This window comes from Hyphomonas sp. BRH_c22, assembly GCF_000961795.1.
Classification (GTDB): Bacteria; Pseudomonadota; Alphaproteobacteria; order Caulobacterales; family Hyphomonadaceae; genus Hyphomonas.
On record NZ_LADU01000019.1, the window covers coordinates 42882 to 61881 of the forward strand.

General features: G+C 63.7%; 21 protein-coding genes. 6 read left to right on the top strand and 15 right to left on the bottom strand.

What is annotated here, in order from left to right; translation table 11 throughout:
- Window positions 1-10: 10 nt before the first annotated feature.
- Entirely contained in the window at window positions 11-622 is a 612-nt protein-coding gene (locus VR74_RS02855; RefSeq protein ID WP_045694251.1) for a glutathione S-transferase family protein, read from the top strand.
- On the opposite strand, the gene recO is transcribed toward VR74_RS02855, so the two are convergent.
- From recO to rpoZ, 8 genes are all read right to left on the bottom strand, one after another.
- On the bottom strand, window positions 619-1350 hold the full coding sequence (gene recO / locus VR74_RS02860) for a DNA repair protein RecO (RefSeq protein WP_045694253.1): 732 nt from the start codon (window positions 1348-1350) through the stop codon (window positions 619-621). The two genes, VR74_RS02855 and recO, sit on opposite strands and share 4 nt — an antisense overlap.
- 175 nt (window positions 1351-1525) lie before the next feature.
- Window positions 1526-2473: a GTPase Era gene (gene era, locus VR74_RS02865; RefSeq protein ID WP_045694255.1), complete on the bottom strand. Its 948-nt coding sequence runs from the start codon at window positions 2471-2473 to the stop codon at window positions 1526-1528.
- Complete coding sequence (gene rnc, locus VR74_RS02870; protein ID WP_299949436.1) at window positions 2470-3225, bottom strand: ribonuclease III; 756 nt, start codon at window positions 3223-3225, stop codon at window positions 2470-2472. The genes era and rnc overlap by 4 nt, the downstream gene beginning before the upstream one ends.
- Entirely contained in the window at window positions 3222-3629 is a 408-nt protein-coding gene (gene acpS, locus VR74_RS02875; protein ID WP_045694256.1) for a holo-ACP synthase, read from the bottom strand. Before acpS ends, rnc begins: the two co-directional genes overlap by 4 nt.
- Window positions 3626-4369 carry a pyridoxine 5'-phosphate synthase gene (locus tag VR74_RS02880; protein ID WP_045694257.1) on the bottom strand — a complete coding sequence of 248 codons (744 nt, stop codon included), beginning with the start codon at window positions 4367-4369 and terminating at the stop codon, window positions 3626-3628. The genes acpS and VR74_RS02880 overlap by 4 nt, the downstream gene beginning before the upstream one ends.
- Window positions 4369-4950, bottom strand: a complete 582-nt coding sequence (gene pyrE, locus VR74_RS02885) for an orotate phosphoribosyltransferase (RefSeq protein WP_045694259.1) — start codon at window positions 4948-4950, stop codon at window positions 4369-4371. The genes VR74_RS02880 and pyrE overlap by 1 nt, the downstream gene beginning before the upstream one ends.
- A complete protein-coding gene (locus VR74_RS02890; RefSeq protein ID WP_299949437.1) occupies window positions 4940-7204 on the bottom strand; it encodes a bifunctional (p)ppGpp synthetase/guanosine-3',5'-bis(diphosphate) 3'-pyrophosphohydrolase in 2265 nt (754 codons plus the stop codon). The genes pyrE and VR74_RS02890 overlap by 11 nt, the downstream gene beginning before the upstream one ends.
- An 8-nt stretch (window positions 7205-7212) precedes the next feature.
- On the bottom strand, window positions 7213-7563 hold the full coding sequence (rpoZ, locus tag VR74_RS02895; RefSeq protein ID WP_045694261.1) for a DNA-directed RNA polymerase subunit omega: 351 nt from the start codon (window positions 7561-7563) through the stop codon (window positions 7213-7215).
- Between the two features lie 157 nt (window positions 7564-7720).
- On the opposite strand from rpoZ, the gene VR74_RS02900 reads away from it, so the two are divergent.
- Entirely contained in the window at window positions 7721-8290 is a 570-nt protein-coding gene (locus VR74_RS02900; protein WP_045694263.1) for an NYN domain-containing protein, read from the top strand.
- A gap of 357 nt (window positions 8291-8647) precedes the next feature.
- On the opposite strand, the gene VR74_RS02905 is transcribed toward VR74_RS02900, so the two are convergent.
- From VR74_RS02905 to VR74_RS02930, 6 genes are all read right to left on the bottom strand, one after another.
- On the bottom strand, window positions 8648-9355 hold the full coding sequence (locus VR74_RS02905; protein ID WP_045694265.1) for a hypothetical protein: 708 nt from the start codon (window positions 9353-9355) through the stop codon (window positions 8648-8650).
- 62 nt (window positions 9356-9417) lie between these two features.
- Entirely contained in the window at window positions 9418-9765 is a 348-nt protein-coding gene (locus VR74_RS02910; RefSeq protein ID WP_299949439.1) for a hypothetical protein, read from the bottom strand.
- Window positions 9766-9818: 53 nt separating this feature from the next.
- Entirely contained in the window at window positions 9819-11366 is a 1548-nt protein-coding gene (locus tag VR74_RS02915; protein ID WP_045694314.1) for an acetolactate synthase large subunit, read from the bottom strand.
- A gap of 277 nt (window positions 11367-11643) precedes the next feature.
- The gene (locus tag VR74_RS02920; protein ID WP_045694268.1) at window positions 11644-13518 is read right to left on the bottom strand and encodes a feruloyl-CoA synthase; all 1875 of its coding nucleotides are present in this window, start codon (window positions 13516-13518) and stop codon (window positions 11644-11646) included.
- Between the two features lie 33 nt (window positions 13519-13551).
- Entirely contained in the window at window positions 13552-14334 is a 783-nt protein-coding gene (locus VR74_RS02925) for an ion transporter (protein ID WP_299949442.1), read from the bottom strand.
- Window positions 14331-15671: a dihydroorotase gene (locus VR74_RS02930; protein WP_045694270.1), complete on the bottom strand. Its 1341-nt coding sequence runs from the start codon at window positions 15669-15671 to the stop codon at window positions 14331-14333. Before VR74_RS02930 ends, VR74_RS02925 begins: the two co-directional genes overlap by 4 nt.
- A gap of 113 nt (window positions 15672-15784) precedes the next feature.
- Between VR74_RS02930 and VR74_RS02935 the strand changes: the two genes are divergently transcribed.
- The 4 genes from VR74_RS02935 (at window position 15785) to VR74_RS02950 (ending at window position 18707) form a co-directional block, all read left to right on the top strand.
- A complete protein-coding gene (locus VR74_RS02935) occupies window positions 15785-16594 on the top strand; it encodes a folate-binding protein YgfZ (protein ID WP_045694271.1) in 810 nt (269 codons plus the stop codon).
- The gene (locus tag VR74_RS02940) at window positions 16587-17171 is read left to right on the top strand and encodes a DNA-3-methyladenine glycosylase I (RefSeq protein WP_045694273.1); all 585 of its coding nucleotides are present in this window, start codon (window positions 16587-16589) and stop codon (window positions 17169-17171) included. Before VR74_RS02935 ends, VR74_RS02940 begins: the two co-directional genes overlap by 8 nt.
- Entirely contained in the window at window positions 17168-17476 is a 309-nt protein-coding gene (locus tag VR74_RS02945) for a hypothetical protein (protein ID WP_045694275.1), read from the top strand. Before VR74_RS02940 ends, VR74_RS02945 begins: the two co-directional genes overlap by 4 nt.
- A 109-nt stretch (window positions 17477-17585) precedes the next feature.
- Window positions 17586-18707, top strand: a complete 1122-nt coding sequence (locus VR74_RS02950; RefSeq protein ID WP_045694277.1) for a beta-ketoacyl-ACP synthase III — start codon at window positions 17586-17588, stop codon at window positions 18705-18707.
- A 9-nt stretch (window positions 18708-18716) separates the two neighbouring features.
- Here the strand turns inward: VR74_RS02950 and VR74_RS20425 are convergent, their stop codons facing one another.
- Window positions 18717-18866: a hypothetical protein gene (locus VR74_RS20425; RefSeq protein WP_299949444.1), complete on the bottom strand. Its 150-nt coding sequence runs from the start codon at window positions 18864-18866 to the stop codon at window positions 18717-18719.
- Window positions 18867-19000 lie beyond the last annotated feature (134 nt).

The window sequence follows — 19000 nt, forward strand, 5'->3', positions numbered from 1 at the left end:
GAAGCACCTCATGAAACTCTACACATCCATCGGCCCCAACCCGCATGTCGTGCGCATGTTCATGGCCGAACGCGGCATCACCCTGCCCACGCAGGACGTCGACATCGTCAAGGGCGCGAATCTCGGCGAGCCCTATCTCTCGGTCAATCCGGCCGCCCAGTCGCCCGCGCTGGAACTCGACGATGGCAGCATCATCACCGAGATCTGGCCGATCTGCGAATATCTCGACGAGACCCATACCGGCGACAGCCTGTTCGGCGCGACGCCCGAGAAACGCGCCCAGACGCGCCGCTGGACGCGCTGGACAGACCTCAACGTGCTGGAACCGATGACCAATGGCTTCCGCTTTGCCGAGGGCCTCGCCATGTTCAAGGACCGCACACGCTGCCTGCCAGACGCCGCCCCCGGCCTGAAGGCCCGCGCGCAGGACAAGCTTGCCTTCCTCGACGGCCAGCTCGCCACCCGCGACCATATTGCCGGGGATGTCTTCAGTTTCGCCGACATCATGCTGTTCTGCTTCCAGGCCTTCGGCAACCAGATCGGCCAGCCGCTGAACCCGGAATTGAAGAACCTCACCGCCTGGTTCGAGCGCGTCGGCGCCCGCCCCAGCGCCAGCGTCTAGCCTCGCTTCAGCAGCCGCGCCACCAGCTGCGCCCTTTGCGCAGGCACGGCGCGGTTCATGCCGTTGAACACGCGCGTTTCGATGAAATGCCCCGTCAGGGCAAGGCCGTCGGCAATGTCGGTCACGCCCACCGGCGCCTCGGACGACACAAGAAAGCCCGGCAGGCGCAGAAGCCGGCTGACATAGTCTTCGGCCTCCGATCCGCGCACGGCACGCCCTGTCTTGGGTGACACATGGGTCAGCCCGTCATTCGCGCCGCTCAGGGCACAGGCCTCGAGATCAAGCCCGAAGCCGAGCGACGACAAAAGCCCGAGTTCCCAGCGGACATATAAAGCAGGCCAGACGTCCTGCGCCTCGATCTGGTCGAGCAGTAACGTCGTCGCCTCATAGAGCGCCGAACCCGCCGCATCGCCCTCGTCCAGCGCGCCGCGCAGCAATGTGGTCACCGCCGAAATCGCCGCCAAGGCCCCGGCATCATCCAGCACGCGCGCGGCCCTCTCGCGGCTCGCCTCGGCCACATCGAACCGGCCGAGCTGTTCCTCGAGCCGCCCGGTCCATGACAGGGACAGCGTATTTCCCGCCTCATACTGGCCGCGCCGCGCGCGCGATGCGCCGCCATAGACCAGGCCGGACCGCCGCCCCCGCGTCTTGGTCAGCACATCAAGGATCAGCCCGCCCTCACCAAACCGGCGTCCGCCAAGGATCAGTCCGTCATCGGTCCAGTTCATGCTGAAGCCCTCTCTCCCTCTGGGAGTGGGGGTTGATGGTGAGGGGTCACAGGCTTGCCCATTGGTATCTGGTTGCGGAGGCGAGTGGCATCATTCAGGTAATCCATCAAATCATGCTCCCGGGGACAACGCGGCGTCCCCTCACCCCAACCCCTCTCCCCAGAGGGAGGGGCTTCTAGACATCAAACTCCAGGCCGATGCCGGAATAACTGTCCCGCCGCTCCTGCCATTTTTCGTCCACTTTCACGAACAGGAATAGGTGCACGGGCCGGTCCAGCATCTCCGTCAGTTCCTTGCGCGCCATCCGCCCGATTTCCTTGATCGAGGCGCCATTCTTGCCCAGCACCATGGCCTTGTGGCCCTCCCGTCCGACCACGATCACCTGCTGCACACGGACAGATCCGTCCTTCCTCTCTTCCCAGCTCTCGGTCTCGACCATCAGCTGGTAGGGCAGTTCCTGGTGCATGCGCAGCAGCAGCTTCTCGCGCGTCACCTCCGCCGCCAGCAGGCGCATCGGCAGGTCGGCCGTCTGGTCCGGCGGATAGAGCGCCGTACCCGCAGGCATCCGCTCCGCGAGCGCAGCGGCCAGCCGGTCGACACCGTCACCGTTCTCGGCCGAGATCATGAAGATCTCGTCATAGACGCCGGTGTCGCTCAGCTCCGCCATGACAGGCAGTACCTGGTCATGCGGGAACAGGTCGATCTTGTTGAGGGCGAGGAAAGCGCGCTTTTCGGTCAGTTTCAGCTGGTCGATCACGCGGCGGTCATCGGCAATCGACATTTTCTGTGCGCCAGTGGCGTTGCCTGCCCGGTCAGCCACCCAGGCCGAACTGTCGATCAGGTGCACGATGGCATCGGCGTCCGCCGCGCCGCTCCAGGCCGCCTTGACCATGGCCCGGTCGAGCCGGCGCTTGGCCACGAAGATGCCGGGCGTATCGACCAGTACGATCTGCGCGTCGCCCACCTGCGCCACGCCGCGCACGGGAAAGCGCGTCGTCTGCACCTTGTGCGTGACGATCGCTACCTTGGCCCCGACAAGGCGGTTGGTCAGCGTGGACTTGCCCGCATTCGGCGCGCCGATAATGGCGGCAAAGCCAGCGCGGTTGATTTCGGTTTCAGTCATGGTGTTCCAGTCAGGCTGTCCAGCAGCAGGGCGGCTGCATTTCGCTCGGCGTCGCGTTTCGAAGAACCCTTCGCCTTGGCCGCCCCATGGGGCGGTACTTGCACTTCTATCTCGTAAACCGGCTCATGGTCAGGGCCGGACCGCTCAATCACATTGTATTTCGGCAGCGGCAGGCCCTGGCCCTGGGCCCATTCCTGCAGCAGAGTCTTCGGGTCACGGGTTTCGGCAGGCGCCGACGAGAACTGGTGCGTCCAGCCCGCTTCGACGAACTTGCGCGCTGCCGACAGGCCGCCATCCTGATAGATCGCACCGATCAGCGCTTCGCAGGCATCGCCCAGCGTGGACTCGCGATCGCGGCCTCCAGACGCCACTTCGCCGTCAGACAGTATGATGTGTTCCTGAAGGCCGAAATGCCGGAAGGCCTCCGCGCAGGCGCCCTTCTTCACGAACCGGTTGAGGCGCGGGGCCAGCTCGCCTTCACTCTCGGTCTTGCGCCGCTCGATCAGGCGCTCGGCAATCAGGAGGTTCAGCACGCGGTCGCCGAGGAATTCGAGCCTCTGGTTCGACAGGCGAACGGAATCGGCTGCCGCCACCGCGCTCGGATGGGTGAACGCCTGCACGAGCAGGCTCCTGTCCTTGAAATGATGGCCAATGCGCTCCTGGATCGCCTTGACCTGCGCATCGGCAAGGCCCGGCACGTTGGCCTTGGCTGCGGCGCGCAGGCGCGTACGCTTCGGACGGGCAGGCTTCATGGCTTCACCGGCAGCGCTTCGATGATAACCTGCGCCTCCGCCCACGGATGATCGTCCGTGATCGTCAGATGAATAACCGCCTCATGCCCTTCGGGAATCATTTTCGCCAGTCGCTCGGCCGCGCCGCCGGTCAGCGTCAGCGTCGGCCGGCCCGAGGGCAGGTTCACAACGCCCAGGTCTTTCCAGTGCACGCCGTGGCGCGGAACGCCCGTGCCAAGCGCCTTGGCGCAGGCCTCTTTGGCCGCAAACCGCTTGGCATAGGTCTCGGCCGTCAGGCGGCGGCGCCGCGCCAGGGCAATCTCGGTCTCGGTAAAGACGCGGTTTTCAAACCGCTCGCCAAACTTGGCCAGCGTCTTCGCGATCCGGTCAATATTGCAGAGGTCATTGCCGATGCCGATAATCATGCCCGGGCCTCATCCATCAGGCGGCGCATCTCGGCAATCGCCGCCGGCAGCCCGATAAAGATCGCCTCGCCCACAAGGAAGTGCCCAATATTGAGTTCGGTAATCTGCGCGATCGCTGCCACCGGCTTGACCGTATCAAAGGTCAGCCCGTGCCCCGCCTGCGGCTCGATCCCGATACGGACGGCCTCTTCGGCGCAGGTACGGATCCGGTCCAGTTCCAGCTCGGCCAGTTTCACCTCGCCCGACTGGATGAATTCGACATACCGCCCCGTATGGAACTCGCAAATCTGCACGCCCAGCGCCTGCGCCGCATGCAGCTGCACCATGTCGGGCTCGATAAAAAAGGACACGCGGCTGCCATTCTTGTTCAGCTGACGAACGAAATGCGCCAGATGGTTGTGCGCCCGCGCCGCATCAAGCCCGCCCTCGGTTGTCAGTTCGGCGCGCTCTTCCGGCACGAACATCGCCGTTTCCGGCTTGAACTTCAGTGCAATGTCGAGCATTTCCTCGGTCGCCGCCATTTCCATGTTGATCGGCAGCTGCGTCGCTGTGCGTATTTCCACAAGGTCGCCATCGCGGATATGCCGGCGGTCCTCGCGCAGGTGCAGCGTAATGCCATCAGCGCCCGCCTCCGTCGCCATCAGCGCCGCGCGCATGGGATCAGGGTGCGTCCCGCCGCGCGCATTGCGGATCGTTGCCACATGATCGATGTTGACGCCGAGGCGTATTCGCCCTGCCATCAGGCAAGGCCCCGCGAGCCCGGCTTTACGGCCTCCATCGCGGCCAGCTCAGGCGGCAGGTCATTGGCGTCATAGTCAGGAAAATCCACCGCCGCGAGCGAGACCAGTTCGCACCCGACATCGGCCTTGCCGTTCGACCGGTCGATAATGCACGCCCCGCCGACCACCTCGCCGGGCAGCCTGTCCAGCGCCTCCACGGTTTCCCGGAAGGACAGGCCCGTCGTCACGATATCTTCCGCGATCAGCACCTTCTCGCCTTCGGCAATCGCGAAACCGCGCCGGAATTGCAGCTTGCCATCCACGCGCTCGGCAAAGATCGCCCGCGCCTTCAGGTGCCGCGCCAGTTCATAGCCCGGAATGATCCCGCCCACGGCCGGCCCGGCCACCACGTCGATCCTGCCGAACCGCGCCGTCAGCTTTTCTGCCAGCGCCTTGCACAGCCGCTCCGACAGTTCGGGTTGCGAGAAGACCAGCGCCTTTTGCAGGAAGACCGGGCTGCGGCGCCCGGACGACAGGATGAAATGGCCCTCCAGCAAGGCTCCGGCCTCACGGAACACCGCGAGCACGTCTTCATTCGTCATCTTCGACCTCCTGATCGCGCACCGCCCGGTCCACCACGGCCAGGGATCGGAGCGCCGCGAGTATCTGCGACAGGCGCTTCAGGTCTTCAACCTCGATTTCCATCACCAGTTCGGTGAAATCGGCATGGCGCTCTTGCGTCGCGATGCGCGTGATATTGCCATTCGCCTGCGCCACGGCGGCGCACAGCTTGGCCAGGACGCCTTTTTCGTTCGACGCATTGACGCGGATCCGCCCCACGGCCACTGCGCCGGTCTTGGCGAGTTCCGTCCATTTCAGATCGACCCATAGCTCGGGATGGTCGTCATATTCGGCCAGTTTCGGGCAGCTCGCGACATGCACGACAAGGCCCTTGTCGGGCTCCTGCACGCCCATGATCCGGTCCCCCGGCAACGGGCAGCAGCACTGGCCCAGATGCAGCGTCACGCCGGGCATCAGGTCTTCCCCCGACACCAGCAGCCGCGCATGCTCATTGTCCAGTCGCAGCTTGTTCTCGTCGTCAAAGCGTTCGACGCGATAGCCGGGGAAGGCCGCTTCCATGATGTCCGCTGACGAGATCCGGCCACGCCCGACCGCCTCGGCCATTTCCTCGCGGGTCTGGAACCCGGCAAGCTGCGCCGTATGGGTCATCTTCACGTCGATCGGATCTATCCCCGCGCGCCGCAGCGCCATGTTGATCAAGCCTTCGCCAAGGCGCCGGAACTGCATCTGGTCACGCTCGCGCACAAGGCGGCGGATGGCAGAGCGCGCCCGCCCGGTGATCGTCATGGCTTCCCAGCCGACAACCGGCGCCGCCACCTTGCCGCGCAGGATATCCACCACGTCACCATTCTTCAGTGGGCGGCGCAGTGACTTCACCTCGCCATTTATCCGTGCACCAATCGCCGTATCCCCCACCGCCGAGTGAACGGCATAGGCAAAGTCCAGCGGCATGGCGCCTGCCGGCAGGATGATCAGCTTGCCCTTCGGGCTGAACGCGAACACATGCTCGCGGTACATTTCCAGCTTGGCATGTTCGAGAAACTCGCTTGCGTCGGCCCCGTCCTGGATCAGCTCGGCAAATGCTTCCAGGTTGGCGGCCGGGTCAAGGCCCGCCGCACGGGCGGACTCTGCATCAAAGCCATAGGACTTGTTCTTGTAGCCCCAGTGGGCCGCAACGCCGAACTCGGCAGTCTTGTCCATCGCTTCGGTGCGGATCTGCAGCTCCACGCGGCGATTGCCCGAGGCGCGCACCGTCGTGTGCAGCGAAGCATAGCCATTCGGCTTGGGCACCGAGATATAGTCGCGGAACCGGTCCGGAATGCAGGCCCACAGCGTGTGAACCTCGCCCAGCACGCGGTAGCAATCGTCGACATCCTTCACCACGATACGGAACGCAAACAGGTCAGCCACGTCGCGGAACGAAATCGACTTGCGCTCCAGCTTGCGCCACAGCGAATAGGGCTGCTTCCGGCGTCCCTTGATCTTGGCCTGGATGCCCGAAATGTCCATGAGTTGTTGCAGATCGCTCTCGATACGCCCGAGATCGTCGGCATTCTCGCGTTCCAGTTCTTCCTGGCGGTAGAGGATCGCACGCCGCGCTTCGGGATTGAGTTCCTCGAAGGCAAGGTCTTCCATTTCGGCGGCAAGCGAGTAGAGGCCCACACGACGCGCCAGCGGGGCATAAATGTCCATCGTTTCGCGCGCTGTGCGGTCGCGGCTCTCGGCCTTCTTGCGATGCTTGAGGGTGCGCATGTTGTGCAAACGGTCCGCCAGCTTCACCAGCAGCACGCGCAGGTCGCTCGTCGTGGCCAGGATGAATTTCTGGAAGTTCTCGGCCTGCGCCGATTCCTTGGACGAATATTCCAGCGCGTCCAGCTTGGTGACACCGTCGACCAGTTCGGCCACATCCGCGCCAAAGCGCACTTCGATGTCGCCAATGTCGATGCCGGTGTCTTCCACCACATCGTGCAGTAGGCCGGCCACGATGGTCACCTCGTCGAGGCGCACGTCGGCGAGCAGGCTGGCCACTTCCACGGGGTGGGAATAATAGGCATCGCCGGAATCGCGCGTCTGCGAGCCGTGATGCAGCTTGGCGAAATCATAGGCCGCGCCCAGCAGTTCGGATTTGACGCGGGGGTGATAGGCCCGCACTTTCGCGATCAGCTCTTCGCGTAACAGCACGTGGCGGTGCTCAGCCTGATTTTCAGTCGAAACTTCCGTGCCAGCCACCTCGCCAGCCCCTTTGTCCTTCGCGGAAAGGGCGCTGCCGTCCATGGAGCCTCCTAGAGCCGGTCGTCGCGTCCGGACTCGATTTCAGCCTGATAGGCGCGCATTACGTCGTCTTCGGTGGCTGCCGGGCCAGACATCAGGGCGATGCGATCGGCTTCGCGTTCGCTTTCCTCGCTCGGACGCACTTCCTGCAGGTTGGAGATCATCGCTTCCTTGACCAGCTTCAGGTCAACCGACTCTTCCGCAATCTCGCGCAGCGACACGACCGGATCCTTGTCATTGTCCCGATCCACCGTGAGGGGCGAGCCTTCGCGGATCATGCGTGCGCGGTGCGCGGCGAGCAGGACAAGCTCGAAACGGTTTGGCACTTTCTGGATGCAGTCTTCGACGGTCACTCGGGCCATGGGCAGTCAATCTCCTTGAAGCCGACCCTTATATGCAGTGCAGCAAGCTGGCGCAACCCGGCTATTGCGCCTGAAACGCAGCCTGAGTATGCCAGTCATATAAGAAATTTCGGCGTTTTATTAGCCGCAAGCCTAAATCATCGGAGGAATAATGCCAATGGCCTTTTACAAGGACGAGCGCATTGCACTGTTTATTGACGGGGCGAACCTGTATTCAGCCGCCCGCGCCGTGGGCCTGGAGATCGATTTCCGCAAGCTTTTGAAGGAATTCCAGGGCAAGGGCCGCCTGCTCAGGGCCAATTACTACACCGCCCTGGTCGAAACCGACGAATACAGCCCGATCCGGCCCCTCGTCGACTGGCTGGCCTATAATGGCTACACAGTCATCAAGAAGCCCGCGCGGGAGTTCACCGACCGCGAAGGCCGCAAACGCGTTCGCGGCAGCATGGATGTCGAACTGGCCGTCGACATGCTCGAAACCGCCCGCAATATCGATCACATCGTCCTGTTCAGCGGAAACGGTGATTTCCGCCGCGCTGTCGAGGCGGTGAAGGCGCGCGGCGTGCGTGTGTCTGTCGTTTCCACAGTTGCCTCCAATCCGCCGATGATCTCGGACGACCTGCGCCGCGAAGCCGACAATTTCATCGACCTGGAAGACCTCGGCGAACTCGTCGCCCGCCCCCGGCAGGGATTTTCCGGCGATGAACAGGGCGACGACGAGGACTGATCCCCACGCCCGAAGGCTCATCCGGAGCGAAGCCTGTCCCTGCGCAGGCAGGGATCGAAGGACGAGCCGGGCGAATCCCGCCCTCCCCGCGTCCGTCTCCACCACGATAGCCCAAGGCGCACAGCAGATCCCGCCCCGCTTGTCCCACAGGCCCCCGGCCGGGCGTATAATGGCCGGGCCGCGCGGGTGCCCGCCTGCGCGGTCACCTGTAACTGGCGCGGGATGAAGGGCAGAAGGTGCGCACCTTCCAACCTTTCAGACCAACAGACTGAAAACGCGTGCCCGGAGCTTTCCTCCCGCGCACTTTTTCCCGAGGAAACCGGATGGCTCCCGCCAGTCCGGCTTTTCCTGCTGCGCCTAACCCGCCTTGATGCCGAGTGCAAGCCTGTCGGCCTCACCCATGAGGCGCGCCCGGACCTGTTCAGAATCTGCGCCGAAATAGGCATCTGAAACCATGTTCAGGCCATTGAGAAAATCGGTCGCGACGCGAGTCATGTCTGCCGGACTGGCAGTATCGCCAGGGTCACGTGATGCCAGCGCCGTCAGCCCAGCCAGCACGATCCGCTCATGAACGGCCGGTGGCCAGGCATCCTTGTTCGCGATCAGGTACTGGCTGCAGAAGTCTGCAAACGCCGTCTGGCTGAACAGCCACTTCTCGTTCACCTCCCAGAAATAGTCCGCCGTATGGACCAGTTCCGGATCGGCGCCGCGCGGCACCACGGCCGCGGCAACCCGCTCCAGCCATTTTGCCCGCGATGCCGACGGAATGGACGCCGTGATGATGTGCGCGACGGCATAGACCGGCACATCGTCCAGCTGCTCGGGCGTATGGTCGGCGAGATACTGATCGAAGGCGGGCTGCGAATGGGCTTTCGTCACGATATGCGACATCACTGTCTGCATACCGGCCGCATCAGGGCCCGGCTGCGAAGGTGACGCGGACGCCGGCGCATTGGCAGCGCCCTGTCCGGTTCCCCGTTTCCTGACGGAATTATAGATGATCACAACTGCAACAAGTACCGCGGCAGCGATTGCGGCGACCACGCCAAAGCCAGGATTTTCCATGCCTGTTCTCCTCTTTCAACCACCTTCGGCAGCTAACGGAGGAATCTTAACATAGGAAAAACCTATCGGCCCGAACGCGGCCTGATATAAACCACGCCCGGCTTGCGCCACGCCTGCACCACGGTCAGCAGTCCCCACACCCAGTCCGCGACCAGCACAAGGAAGCCGATCCCGCTGAACGGGATAAGGAGCACGCCAATGGGCAGCAGGACGAGCTGTATGATTGCCGTGCCGAAGCGTCCCACGAAAAACGTGCCGACGCCCGGGATCAGGAAATTCAGGATGAACGCAATGAACTTGAACGTGCCCTTGGTCGCGCCCACTGCGACACGACCTGCCACCTGGCCAACACCTGGACGCTGCGCAATCAACTGGTCTCTCTCATATTCGCTTGTTGGATAATCACTCATAAAGCCCATGTGGCCCCGTTAACCCAGTCCTTCAATGCCTGCGCGAGATGAAATCACCGCGCGGGCACATGTGCCGCAATCAGCTGCGGCCCCTCCGCCGCAAAGGCCCGCGCCAGCGCCGCGTCAAAGGCCTCCGCCGTGTCCACCGCCACCGCCGGCACACCCATGCTTTGCGACAGGGCCACCCAGTCGATTTCCGGCTGGTCGAGTTCCAGCATGCTCTTCGCCGTGGGGCCCGGATTGCCGGCGCCCGTGCGCGCCAGCTCGATATTCAGGATACGGTAGGAATGGTTGACGAACACGACCGTCACCACATTGGCCCCCTCCCGCGCCATGCTCCACAGCGCCTGGTTGGTGTACATGGCCGCGCCGTCCCCGGTCAGGCACAGCACTTTCCTCTCCTTCGCCGCCAGCGCCGCCCCCAGCGCCAGCGGCATGCCCTGCCCGATGGCACCGCCCGTCAGCATCATCCAGTCATGCGGCCTGGCCTTCTGCGTCATCAGGAAGGCGGGCAGTCCGTTCGACACGCCATCATCCGACACGAAACTCCCCTCCGGCAGGTGGCGCGCAATCGACGCGCCCACACTTGCCGCATTCAGCGCCCCGGCTGGCGTGCCCGGCTGCTCCAGCGCGGCAAACGGCGCCGCCTCCTTTGCGCCCAGCCCGTCAGCCAGCGCGCCAAGGATGGCTGCGCTGTCGCTTTCCGGTCCGCCCACAATCATCGTGGCGCACCCTTCCGGCACCAGCACGCTCGGCTTGCCCGGATAGGCAAAGAAGGCCACCGGCACCTGCGTGCCCGCCACCAGCATCAGGTCACAGCCTTCAAGGTCGGCCATCGCGCCCTCGGCAAAATACTGCATCCGGTCGGGAATGAACCGCCCCGCCCCGCGCGCCTGGCGCGGGAAGAACGTGTCGGTCATCACGCGCACACCGGCCGCCTTCAGCCGCGCGGCAATCGCAAGTCCGCCTTCCGTCAGCGCCGTGCCGCTGATCAGCACCATCGGCTTCTTCGCGGCCCTGATCGCCGCCACCGCCGCATCGACCCGCTGGGCATCCGGCTTGCGCAGCATCGGCCGCGCGCGTTTCGTCCCTGGCTTGCCGCCTTCCAGCCAGGCCGTGTCCGCCGGCAGGATCAGCGCCGCAGGCCCGGTAACCGGCGACAGGCTCGCCTCCCACGCCTCAGCGGCCAGCTCGCCCGCCGTTTCCGCCCGGTCAGCCGATTTGATCCACACCGAATTTGGCCCCGCCATGCCCCTTATGTCGGACGCAAGCGGCGCATCGTAACGCTGGTGGGGCACCGCATGGTCGCCGATCACGTTGACCATGGGCGTCCAGGCCCGGCGCGCATTGTGGATGTTCGCCCCAGCGTTCAGGTAACCCGCGCCAAGGTGCAGCAGCGTCATCGCCGGTCCGCCCGCCACACGTGCAAACCCGTCCGCCGCCCCCGTCGCCACGCCTTCGAACAGGCACAGGACGGAATGGATCCGCGGCTCATGGTCCAGCGCCGTCACGAGATGCATCTCGGACGTGCCGGGATTGGCGAAACACGCCGAGACGCCATGATCAGCCAGGGTCGAGACCAGGGCTTCCGCGCCCGTCATGTTACGTTCAGCCGAATTGCGCATTATTGTCCTGCCCTTTATTGTTTCAGCGCTTGTCTAGCGCGTTCGCCCAGAGGGTCAAAGCGGGACGGATCGCAAAGGCCGTGGCAGACGTGGTGTTCTTGGCGGCAACTTTGCGATCCGTCCCTCAGCCAGAGGGGATCTGGCTGAAGCCGCCGGGATGGACGGGCGACTCCAGAGTCAGTCTAGGAAAAGGTAAACAGAATTGCGACGCCCGAATCGCAAAAAATGAGACAAGAGTCACAAATTTTCGGGATTAATCGCCAATAGATACTACAGGATCAGATACAGAACCCCCATAAAGCATCTCAACCTGATCTCTTCTCAGGTCCAGCGTGCGCCCCTGGTTCATGTAGCCCTTTTCGGTGATTTCGCCCGCGTCCGCCTGGGGCGCTGTTTCCTGCAGCAGAATCCTGGCGATTCGCGCCGATGGCTTCGGATTGGCCGCATTGTGCTTCTGCAGGCCCGCCTTCACGGCCGCGATGACTTTCGGATGCCGTGACAATTCGGCCATCGGCAGGGCCTCACCGACAAGGCGCTGGCACCAGGCCTCGTTGAGAAAACCGAGCAGGCAGATTTCGTCCCGGTTGAGGCCGCAGACGACCGCATCGGACAAGGCGCCCCCCGTCGCCGCCACCGCCTGCACCCGCACCGTGCCCGCCGACACCCAGGTCCCGCTCGCCAGCTTGAATTCCTCGGCAGTGCGCCCGTCGAACGCGAGGCCCTTTTCGGGATGTTCTGGATCGACGAACCGCACTGCATCGCCCAGCCGGTAATAGCCTTCCTCATCGAACGCCGCAGCGGTCTGCGCCGGATTGCGGTAATAGCCAGGCGTCACGTTCACGCCCTTTACGCGCAGCTCCAGCTTCCCGGCATTCGGCACCAGTTTGAATGTATTGCCCGGCAGCGGCAGCCCAATCAGGCCCATCACATCATTCGGCCAGTGAACGTTCGAGGCCGTCGGCGACGTCTCGGTCGCGCCATACCCGGCTGACAGCGAGATCCGCTCGCCGGTCACCCGCACGGCCACCGCCTGGATACGCTCATAGATATCCTGCCCCATTGCGGCGCCGCCATAGGCCATGCAGATCAGGCGTTTGAAGAAGGCCTCGGCGAGGGCGTCATCCCGTTCCAGTTCCGTCGCAAGGGCCGCCCAGGCGGCCGGAACGGTCGTGTGCTGCGTCGTGGAAATTTCCTTCAGGTTCCGGATCATTTCCGGCAGGCGGGCCGGCGTCGGCGCGCCCTGGTCAAGATACAGCGTGCCGCCCCAGTCCAGCATGTTGTGCAGGATGGAATGCGCGCCATAGGTGTGGCTCCACGGCAGGAAATTGCACATCACCTGCGGCCCGCCGGTGATCTCGTCGAGGCGCGCCTCGTCCCAGACCGACCGGATCATCTTCGCATTGGACGCCACCATGCCGTGCAGGTTGATCACGGCCTTCGGCTCGCCTGTCGAACCGGACGTCAGCATGTATTTCGCCACCGTCTCCGGCGTCAGCGCCGCATAGGCCGCATCGACAGCTTCGGTCGGCTCCCTGGCAAAGCGGCCGATATTGGCGCAGTCGCAGCCTTTCGGCTCATGCCGGCTGTACAGCACCAGCCGGTTGCCCACGCCCATGCCGTCCAGTCCGCGCTGATACTCGGCGCCATCCTCGACATAGATGAATTTCGGCTCGGTCAGCTGGTCGATATATTTCAGGCGCGCGAAGTCCTGGCTCAGCAGCGCATAGGCCGGTGTCACCGGCACGACCGGGCTGCCCGCCCACATCGCGGCATACATGACCAGCGCATGGTCAATGGCATTCGACGACAGGATCATTACCGGCGCGTCCGGCCCCGCGCCCGCATCGATAAAGCCCTGCGCCAGCCGCCGCACGCGCTCCAGCCCCTCGGCATAGGTCATCTCCCGCCAGCCTTCGGATGCCGGGTCTTCCGGCACCCGCTCGGCCAGCCAGACGCGGCCTGGTGCCTCGGCCGCCCACTTCACCAATGGCGCCAGCATGTGCGGCGGGCAGGGCTTCAGGGGATGCCCGTTATTCAGGTAAATTGTCCCGTCTGCGCGGCGGTCGACGTTCAGCCTGAGCGGAAGATAAGGCACTTCGCGGAACGGGATATGAGCTGTATCGGCCACGCGGGGCCCCCCTGTCTTCTTGTTGATGGCGGCTTAAACAAGCCCGCGGGTGGGAATGTGAATCACGTGACCGCAATGTTTGCAATGCACCGCATCACGGTCATGCATCATGAGTCCACACTCCTGGCATTCATGTTCCAGCTTGTCGTTGGGCTCGATAATGGCCCGCAGCAGCTGCAGGAACAGGGTGAGGCCCAGCACCATGATCATGATCGACAGGATCCGCCCGCCCTGTCCGATCATCAGGATGTCGCCATAGCCCGTGGTCGTCAGGCTGGTGACGGTAAAATAGAGCGCGTCGAGATAGGATTCGATGCTCGGATTGGTACCGATCTGCGTCGCATAGACAAGCGCCGCCATGATGAAGACAAACACGACGAGGTTCACCACCTTGTCGATCACGCGCTCATGGCGCTGGAAGAAAGGCGTCAGCACCTTCACCCGGCGCACGAACGTGAAGGCGCGTATGGCGCGAACCGCGCGCAGCACCCGCAGGAAGGCGAAGTTGGAGACGAACAGCGGCGCAAACATGGTGATCACCACAACCAGGTCGGCAATGTTCACAGGCCGGAAAAAGAAGTTGGTCCGGTGCCGGGCAATATAAAACCGGGCGAGATAGTCCAATGCGATCACCGCGCCAATCGCATAATCAAGCCCCACATGCGTGCGCCCCCGCATGCTGAACGGCGCCCACAGGAAATAGGCAATCGTTACGAAATCGAAGATCAGCATCGCCCAGCGGAACGTGAAGGGCCATTTCCCATGCCCCTCATACAGCCAGAACAGGCTCCGGTTCAGCCCCTTGCGATGACTCAATCTTGAGGCTCCAGCGTCTCGTTGAAGCGCACCGGCTTGCCGCCGCCCTTGGCGACAATCTCGCCGTCGCGCATCACAAAGCCGCCGCGCACTATGGTCGCCACCGGCCAGCCGGTCGCTTCGAACCCGTCAAACTGGGTCCAGCCGCATTTCGACTTCGACCATTCCGCCGTGATGGTTTCCTTGCGCTTCAGGTCCACGACCGTGAAGTCGGCATGATAGCCTTCGGCGATGCGGCCCTTGTCGGCGAGGCCGAACACGCGCTGCGGCCCGGCGCTGGTCAGCTCCACGAAACGCTGCAGGCTCAGCTTGCCGTCATTCACATGGGTCAGCATCACCGGCACCAGCGTCTGGACACCCGGCATGCCGCTGGGGCTGGCCGGATAGGGAAGCTGCTTTTCCTCAATCGTGTGCGGCGCATGGTCGGTCGCCAGCACGTCCACGATACCCGCGTTCAAGGCCCGCCACAGCGCCTCGCGGTGGCGCGCTTCGCGGACCGGCGGGTTCTGCTGCGCAAAGCCCTTGAGGCGCTCGTAGCAATCGGGCGCCGCCAGCGTCAGGTGGTTGGGAAGCACTTCCACGCTGGCCACATCCTTGGCGTCGCGCAGCAATTCCATTTCTTCGGCCGTGGAAATGTGCAGCACATGGATACGCTTGCCGCAGGCCCGCGCGATGCGCAGCAGGCGCCGCGTCGACGACACCGCCGCTTCCACGTCGCGCACCACAATATGGCTCTGCCAGTCGCCCGTCACCGCCAGCTCGCGGCGTTCGGCCAGCCGGTATTCGTCTTCGGAATGGAACGCGGCCCGGCGCTTGATCGCACGCAGCACGGCCTCGACGCCTTCATCATCCTGCACCAGAAGGTCACCCGTGGACGCCCCCATGAACACCTTGACACCGCAACAGCCCGGCGTAGCCTCCATTTCAGCGAGCACGCCGACATTGTGGTGTGTCGCGCCAGCATAGAAGGCATGGTCTATGTCCATGCGCCCCTTGGCGCGGGCCAGCTTGTCGGCCAGCATTTCGGGGCTGGTTGTCGATGGATTGGTGTTCGGCATCTCGAACACCGCCACCACGCCGCCCAGCGCGGCAGAGCGCGCCCCGGTCTCAAGGTCTTCCTTCCAGTCCAGCCCCGGCTCGCGGAAATGCACCTGGCTGTCGATCACGCCCGGCAATATGTGCAGCCCGGTGGCGTCATAGGTCTCGCCCGCGCTGGCGCCTGACAGGTCGCCAATCGCAACGATCCGCTCGCCCCGCACGCCAATATCCGTGCGGGCCTCGCCGCCGGGTGTGACAATGGTGCCGCCACGCAGGATCAGGTCAAATGTCTTGCTCATGGCCCCCCTTATGCTACTGCGCGCGGCGCCTGTCATCCCGTACAAGTGCAGCGGCGCGCAGGCGCGGCACGAAAGACACTGACAAACCCGTCAGCGCCCACTAGGTTGCCCCCATGTCAAAACGCATCATTCCCAACCGATCCATCATCCGCCTGTCCGGCCCGGACATGCTGGCCCTGCTCGAGCGCACGGTCACGCACTCCGTCGACAACTGGAACACCGGCGAGATGCGTTATGGCGCGCTGCTGACCCCCCAGGGCAAGATTGTCGCCGATTACCTGGCCATGCTGTCGCTCGACAACATCTATCTCGATGTGCACAGCGGCGCGGCGGATGACCTGGAAAAGCGGCTCAAGCTGTTCCGCCTGCGCTCCGACGTGGTGATCGAGCGCCTGACGGATGATGTCGTCACCGAAGGCAGCTGGGCCGATGTCCGCTCCGCCCAGCTCCCCCACCGCGCCATATCGCCGAAGGCCGAGATCGGCCTCGAAATGCCCCGCGAGGAATGGCACGCCGCCCGAATCGCCGCCGGCGTGCCCGAATGGGGCGCCGATTACCGCGCATCGGAAGTCTTCCCCACGGACGTCAACCTCGACGTCATGGGCGGTATCGACTACAAGAAAGGCTGCTTTGTCGGCCAGGAAGTGGCCAGCCGCATGAAGCGCAAGGGCAAGATCCGCAAGCGCACCCTGCCGGTTCACGGCGAGGGCCTGAAAGTGGGCGCTGACGTGCTGGCAGGTTCCTCCATCGGCACCATTTCCAGCGTGTCAGGCACGCATGGCCTGGCGCTCCTGCGCACCGACCGGCTCGTCTCGGCCGAAGCCGCCGGCCACGCATTCACCTGCGGCGGCCGCCCCATCACCATCGACCGTCCGGCCTGGCTGGACCTCGAACTCATCGCCCTGTCGGCCGCCAATGACTGACACCCTCCACTGTGCCTGGGCCCCGCTCGATGACCCCCTCTACCGCGGTTACCATGACACGGAATGGGGCGTGCCGGAGCGCGACCCGCGCGCGCTGTGGGAAAAACTCCAGCTCGACGGCATGCAGGCCGGGCTGTCCTGGATCACGATCCTGCGCAAACGCGACTCCATCCGCGCGGAATTCGACGGCTTCGACCCCGAGCGCCTTGTCCGCTGGACACCGGCCCGCATCGCCAAAGCACTTGAGAATCCGGGCATCATCCGCAGTCCGAAAAAGATCGACGCCACGATCGGCAATGCGCGCGCCTTCCTGGACATGGCCGAAGCGGGAGAGGATTTCTCGGACTATTGCTGGAACTGGGTGGGCGGCCAGCCCATCGTCAATCGCTGGAAAAGTTTCCGGCAGGCCCCGACATTCACCGACTGGTCGGCCGCCATGTCCAAGGACCTGAAGAAACGGGGTTTCAAGTTTGTCGGTCCCACGATTGTCTACGCATGGGCGCAGGCGGTCGGCATGGTGAATGACCATGATGTAACTTGCCCGCGTCATAAAGCTGTACAGAAGTCCCGATCATGAAACGCCTTGTCATCATTACACTCGCCAGCCTGCCGCTGCTCGCGGCCTGCACCGCCACATCCGGCGCGGACTACCGCAAGCAGGTCGCCTGGAACCGGTGCGCCAACTCTCCGGGGCCTGACGCCCGCGAGTCCTGCATCACGACACAGATCGCGCTGATGGAAGCCGCCGACCGGGCCGAAGCCGAGAGCCTCCAGGCCCGGCGGCAGGAGGCCGAGGACCGCCAGGCGCAGGCCGAAGCCCACGGCGTTCCGCCCGAGGCGGCCCGGCAGACAACTGATTCCGGCCTGACTTGGCCGAAATGACCGTCTGCAAGTCATCTCTCGACCCTGAGCCCAACGCGGTTTAAACCTAGTACATTGAATTAGCGACCATTCGAGGCGCAGACCCCGCTGCGCTCACCCTGAGGGCAAGATGAAAACTGCAGTCATATCGGCGACCGGCCTGTGGACGCCACCGCATTCGATTTCCAACGAAGAACTCGTCAAAAGCTACAATGCCTGGGCCGACAGCTGGAATGTCGCCTATGCCGCCGAGATCGGGGCGGGCACCGTTGATCCGAAAACCCATTCCTCCGTCGAGTTCATCGAAAAGGCGTCCGGCATCAAGTCGCGCTTCGTGATCGACAAGGAAGGCATCATCGACCCTGAAACGATGGCCCCGCGGATCGATGAGCGCCCCAATGACCAGATTTCGGTCATGGCCGAAATGGCCGTTCTGGCAGCGCGCGATGCGCTTGAGCGCGCCGGCCGCAAGCCGGAAGACATTGACGCCGTCATCTGCGCTGCGTCGAACATGCAGCGCGCCTATCCGGCCATGGCCGTCGAGATCCAGAACGCGCTCGGATGCGGCGGCTTCGCCTTCGACATGAATGTCGCCTGCTCGTCGGCCACGTTCGGCATCCAGACGGCGGCAGACTTCATCCGCAGCGGCAGCGCCCGGTCTGTCCTGATGGTCAATCCGGAAATCTGCTCCGGCCACCTCAACTTCACCGACCGCGACAGCCACTTCATCTTCGGTGACGTGGCAACGGCTGTTCTGGTCGAGGAAGAAAGCATTGCGCCGGCAGGGCACTGGAAAATCCTCGGCACGAAACTGAAGACCGAGTTCTCGAACAATATCCGCAACAATTTCGGCTTCCTCAACCGCGCTGCCCCGGAAGGCATCGGCGCGCCCGACAAGCTGTTCATGCAGGAAGGCCGAAAGGTGTTCCGCGAAGTGGTGCCGATGGTGGCCAACATGATTGCCGAGCATCTCGGCGAGCTTGGCTTGCAGGGCTCTGACCTGCGCCGCATGTGGCTGCACCAGGCGAATGCCAACATGAACCGCCTGATCGCGTCAAAGGTCCTCGGGCACGAAGCGACAGAAGATGAAAGCCCCACCGTGCTCGACACCTATGCCAATACGTCCTCGGCAGGGTCTATCATCGCCTTTCACAAGCATTCAGGCGACTTAAAGCCCGGTGAAAAGGGCCTGATCTGTTCGTTCGGTGCAGGGTATTCAGCCGGATCGGTCTTCGTCGAAAAGACGGCCTGAGGCGCCAGCCTATTCTTCGAGGTCTTCGGCGAACATGTCGCCCCACAGGGCGCGCCGGCTGGCACGGAAGGCTTCGACGACAACGATGATACAGCCGCCGAGCAATACGCAGAATGGCAGCGTCTGGCCGGAAACGAACTGGGTCATCATGTCGATCATGTCTGGTCCTTGCCCGGCCGGAATTTGAGAAGCGGCCTGCTGCCTGTGATATGCAATGCTTATGCCGCAAAGGACTTAACACCGCATTTGCCAATCAAGGCAGAAATGGGGTCACTTCGTAACCGGCACGCCTC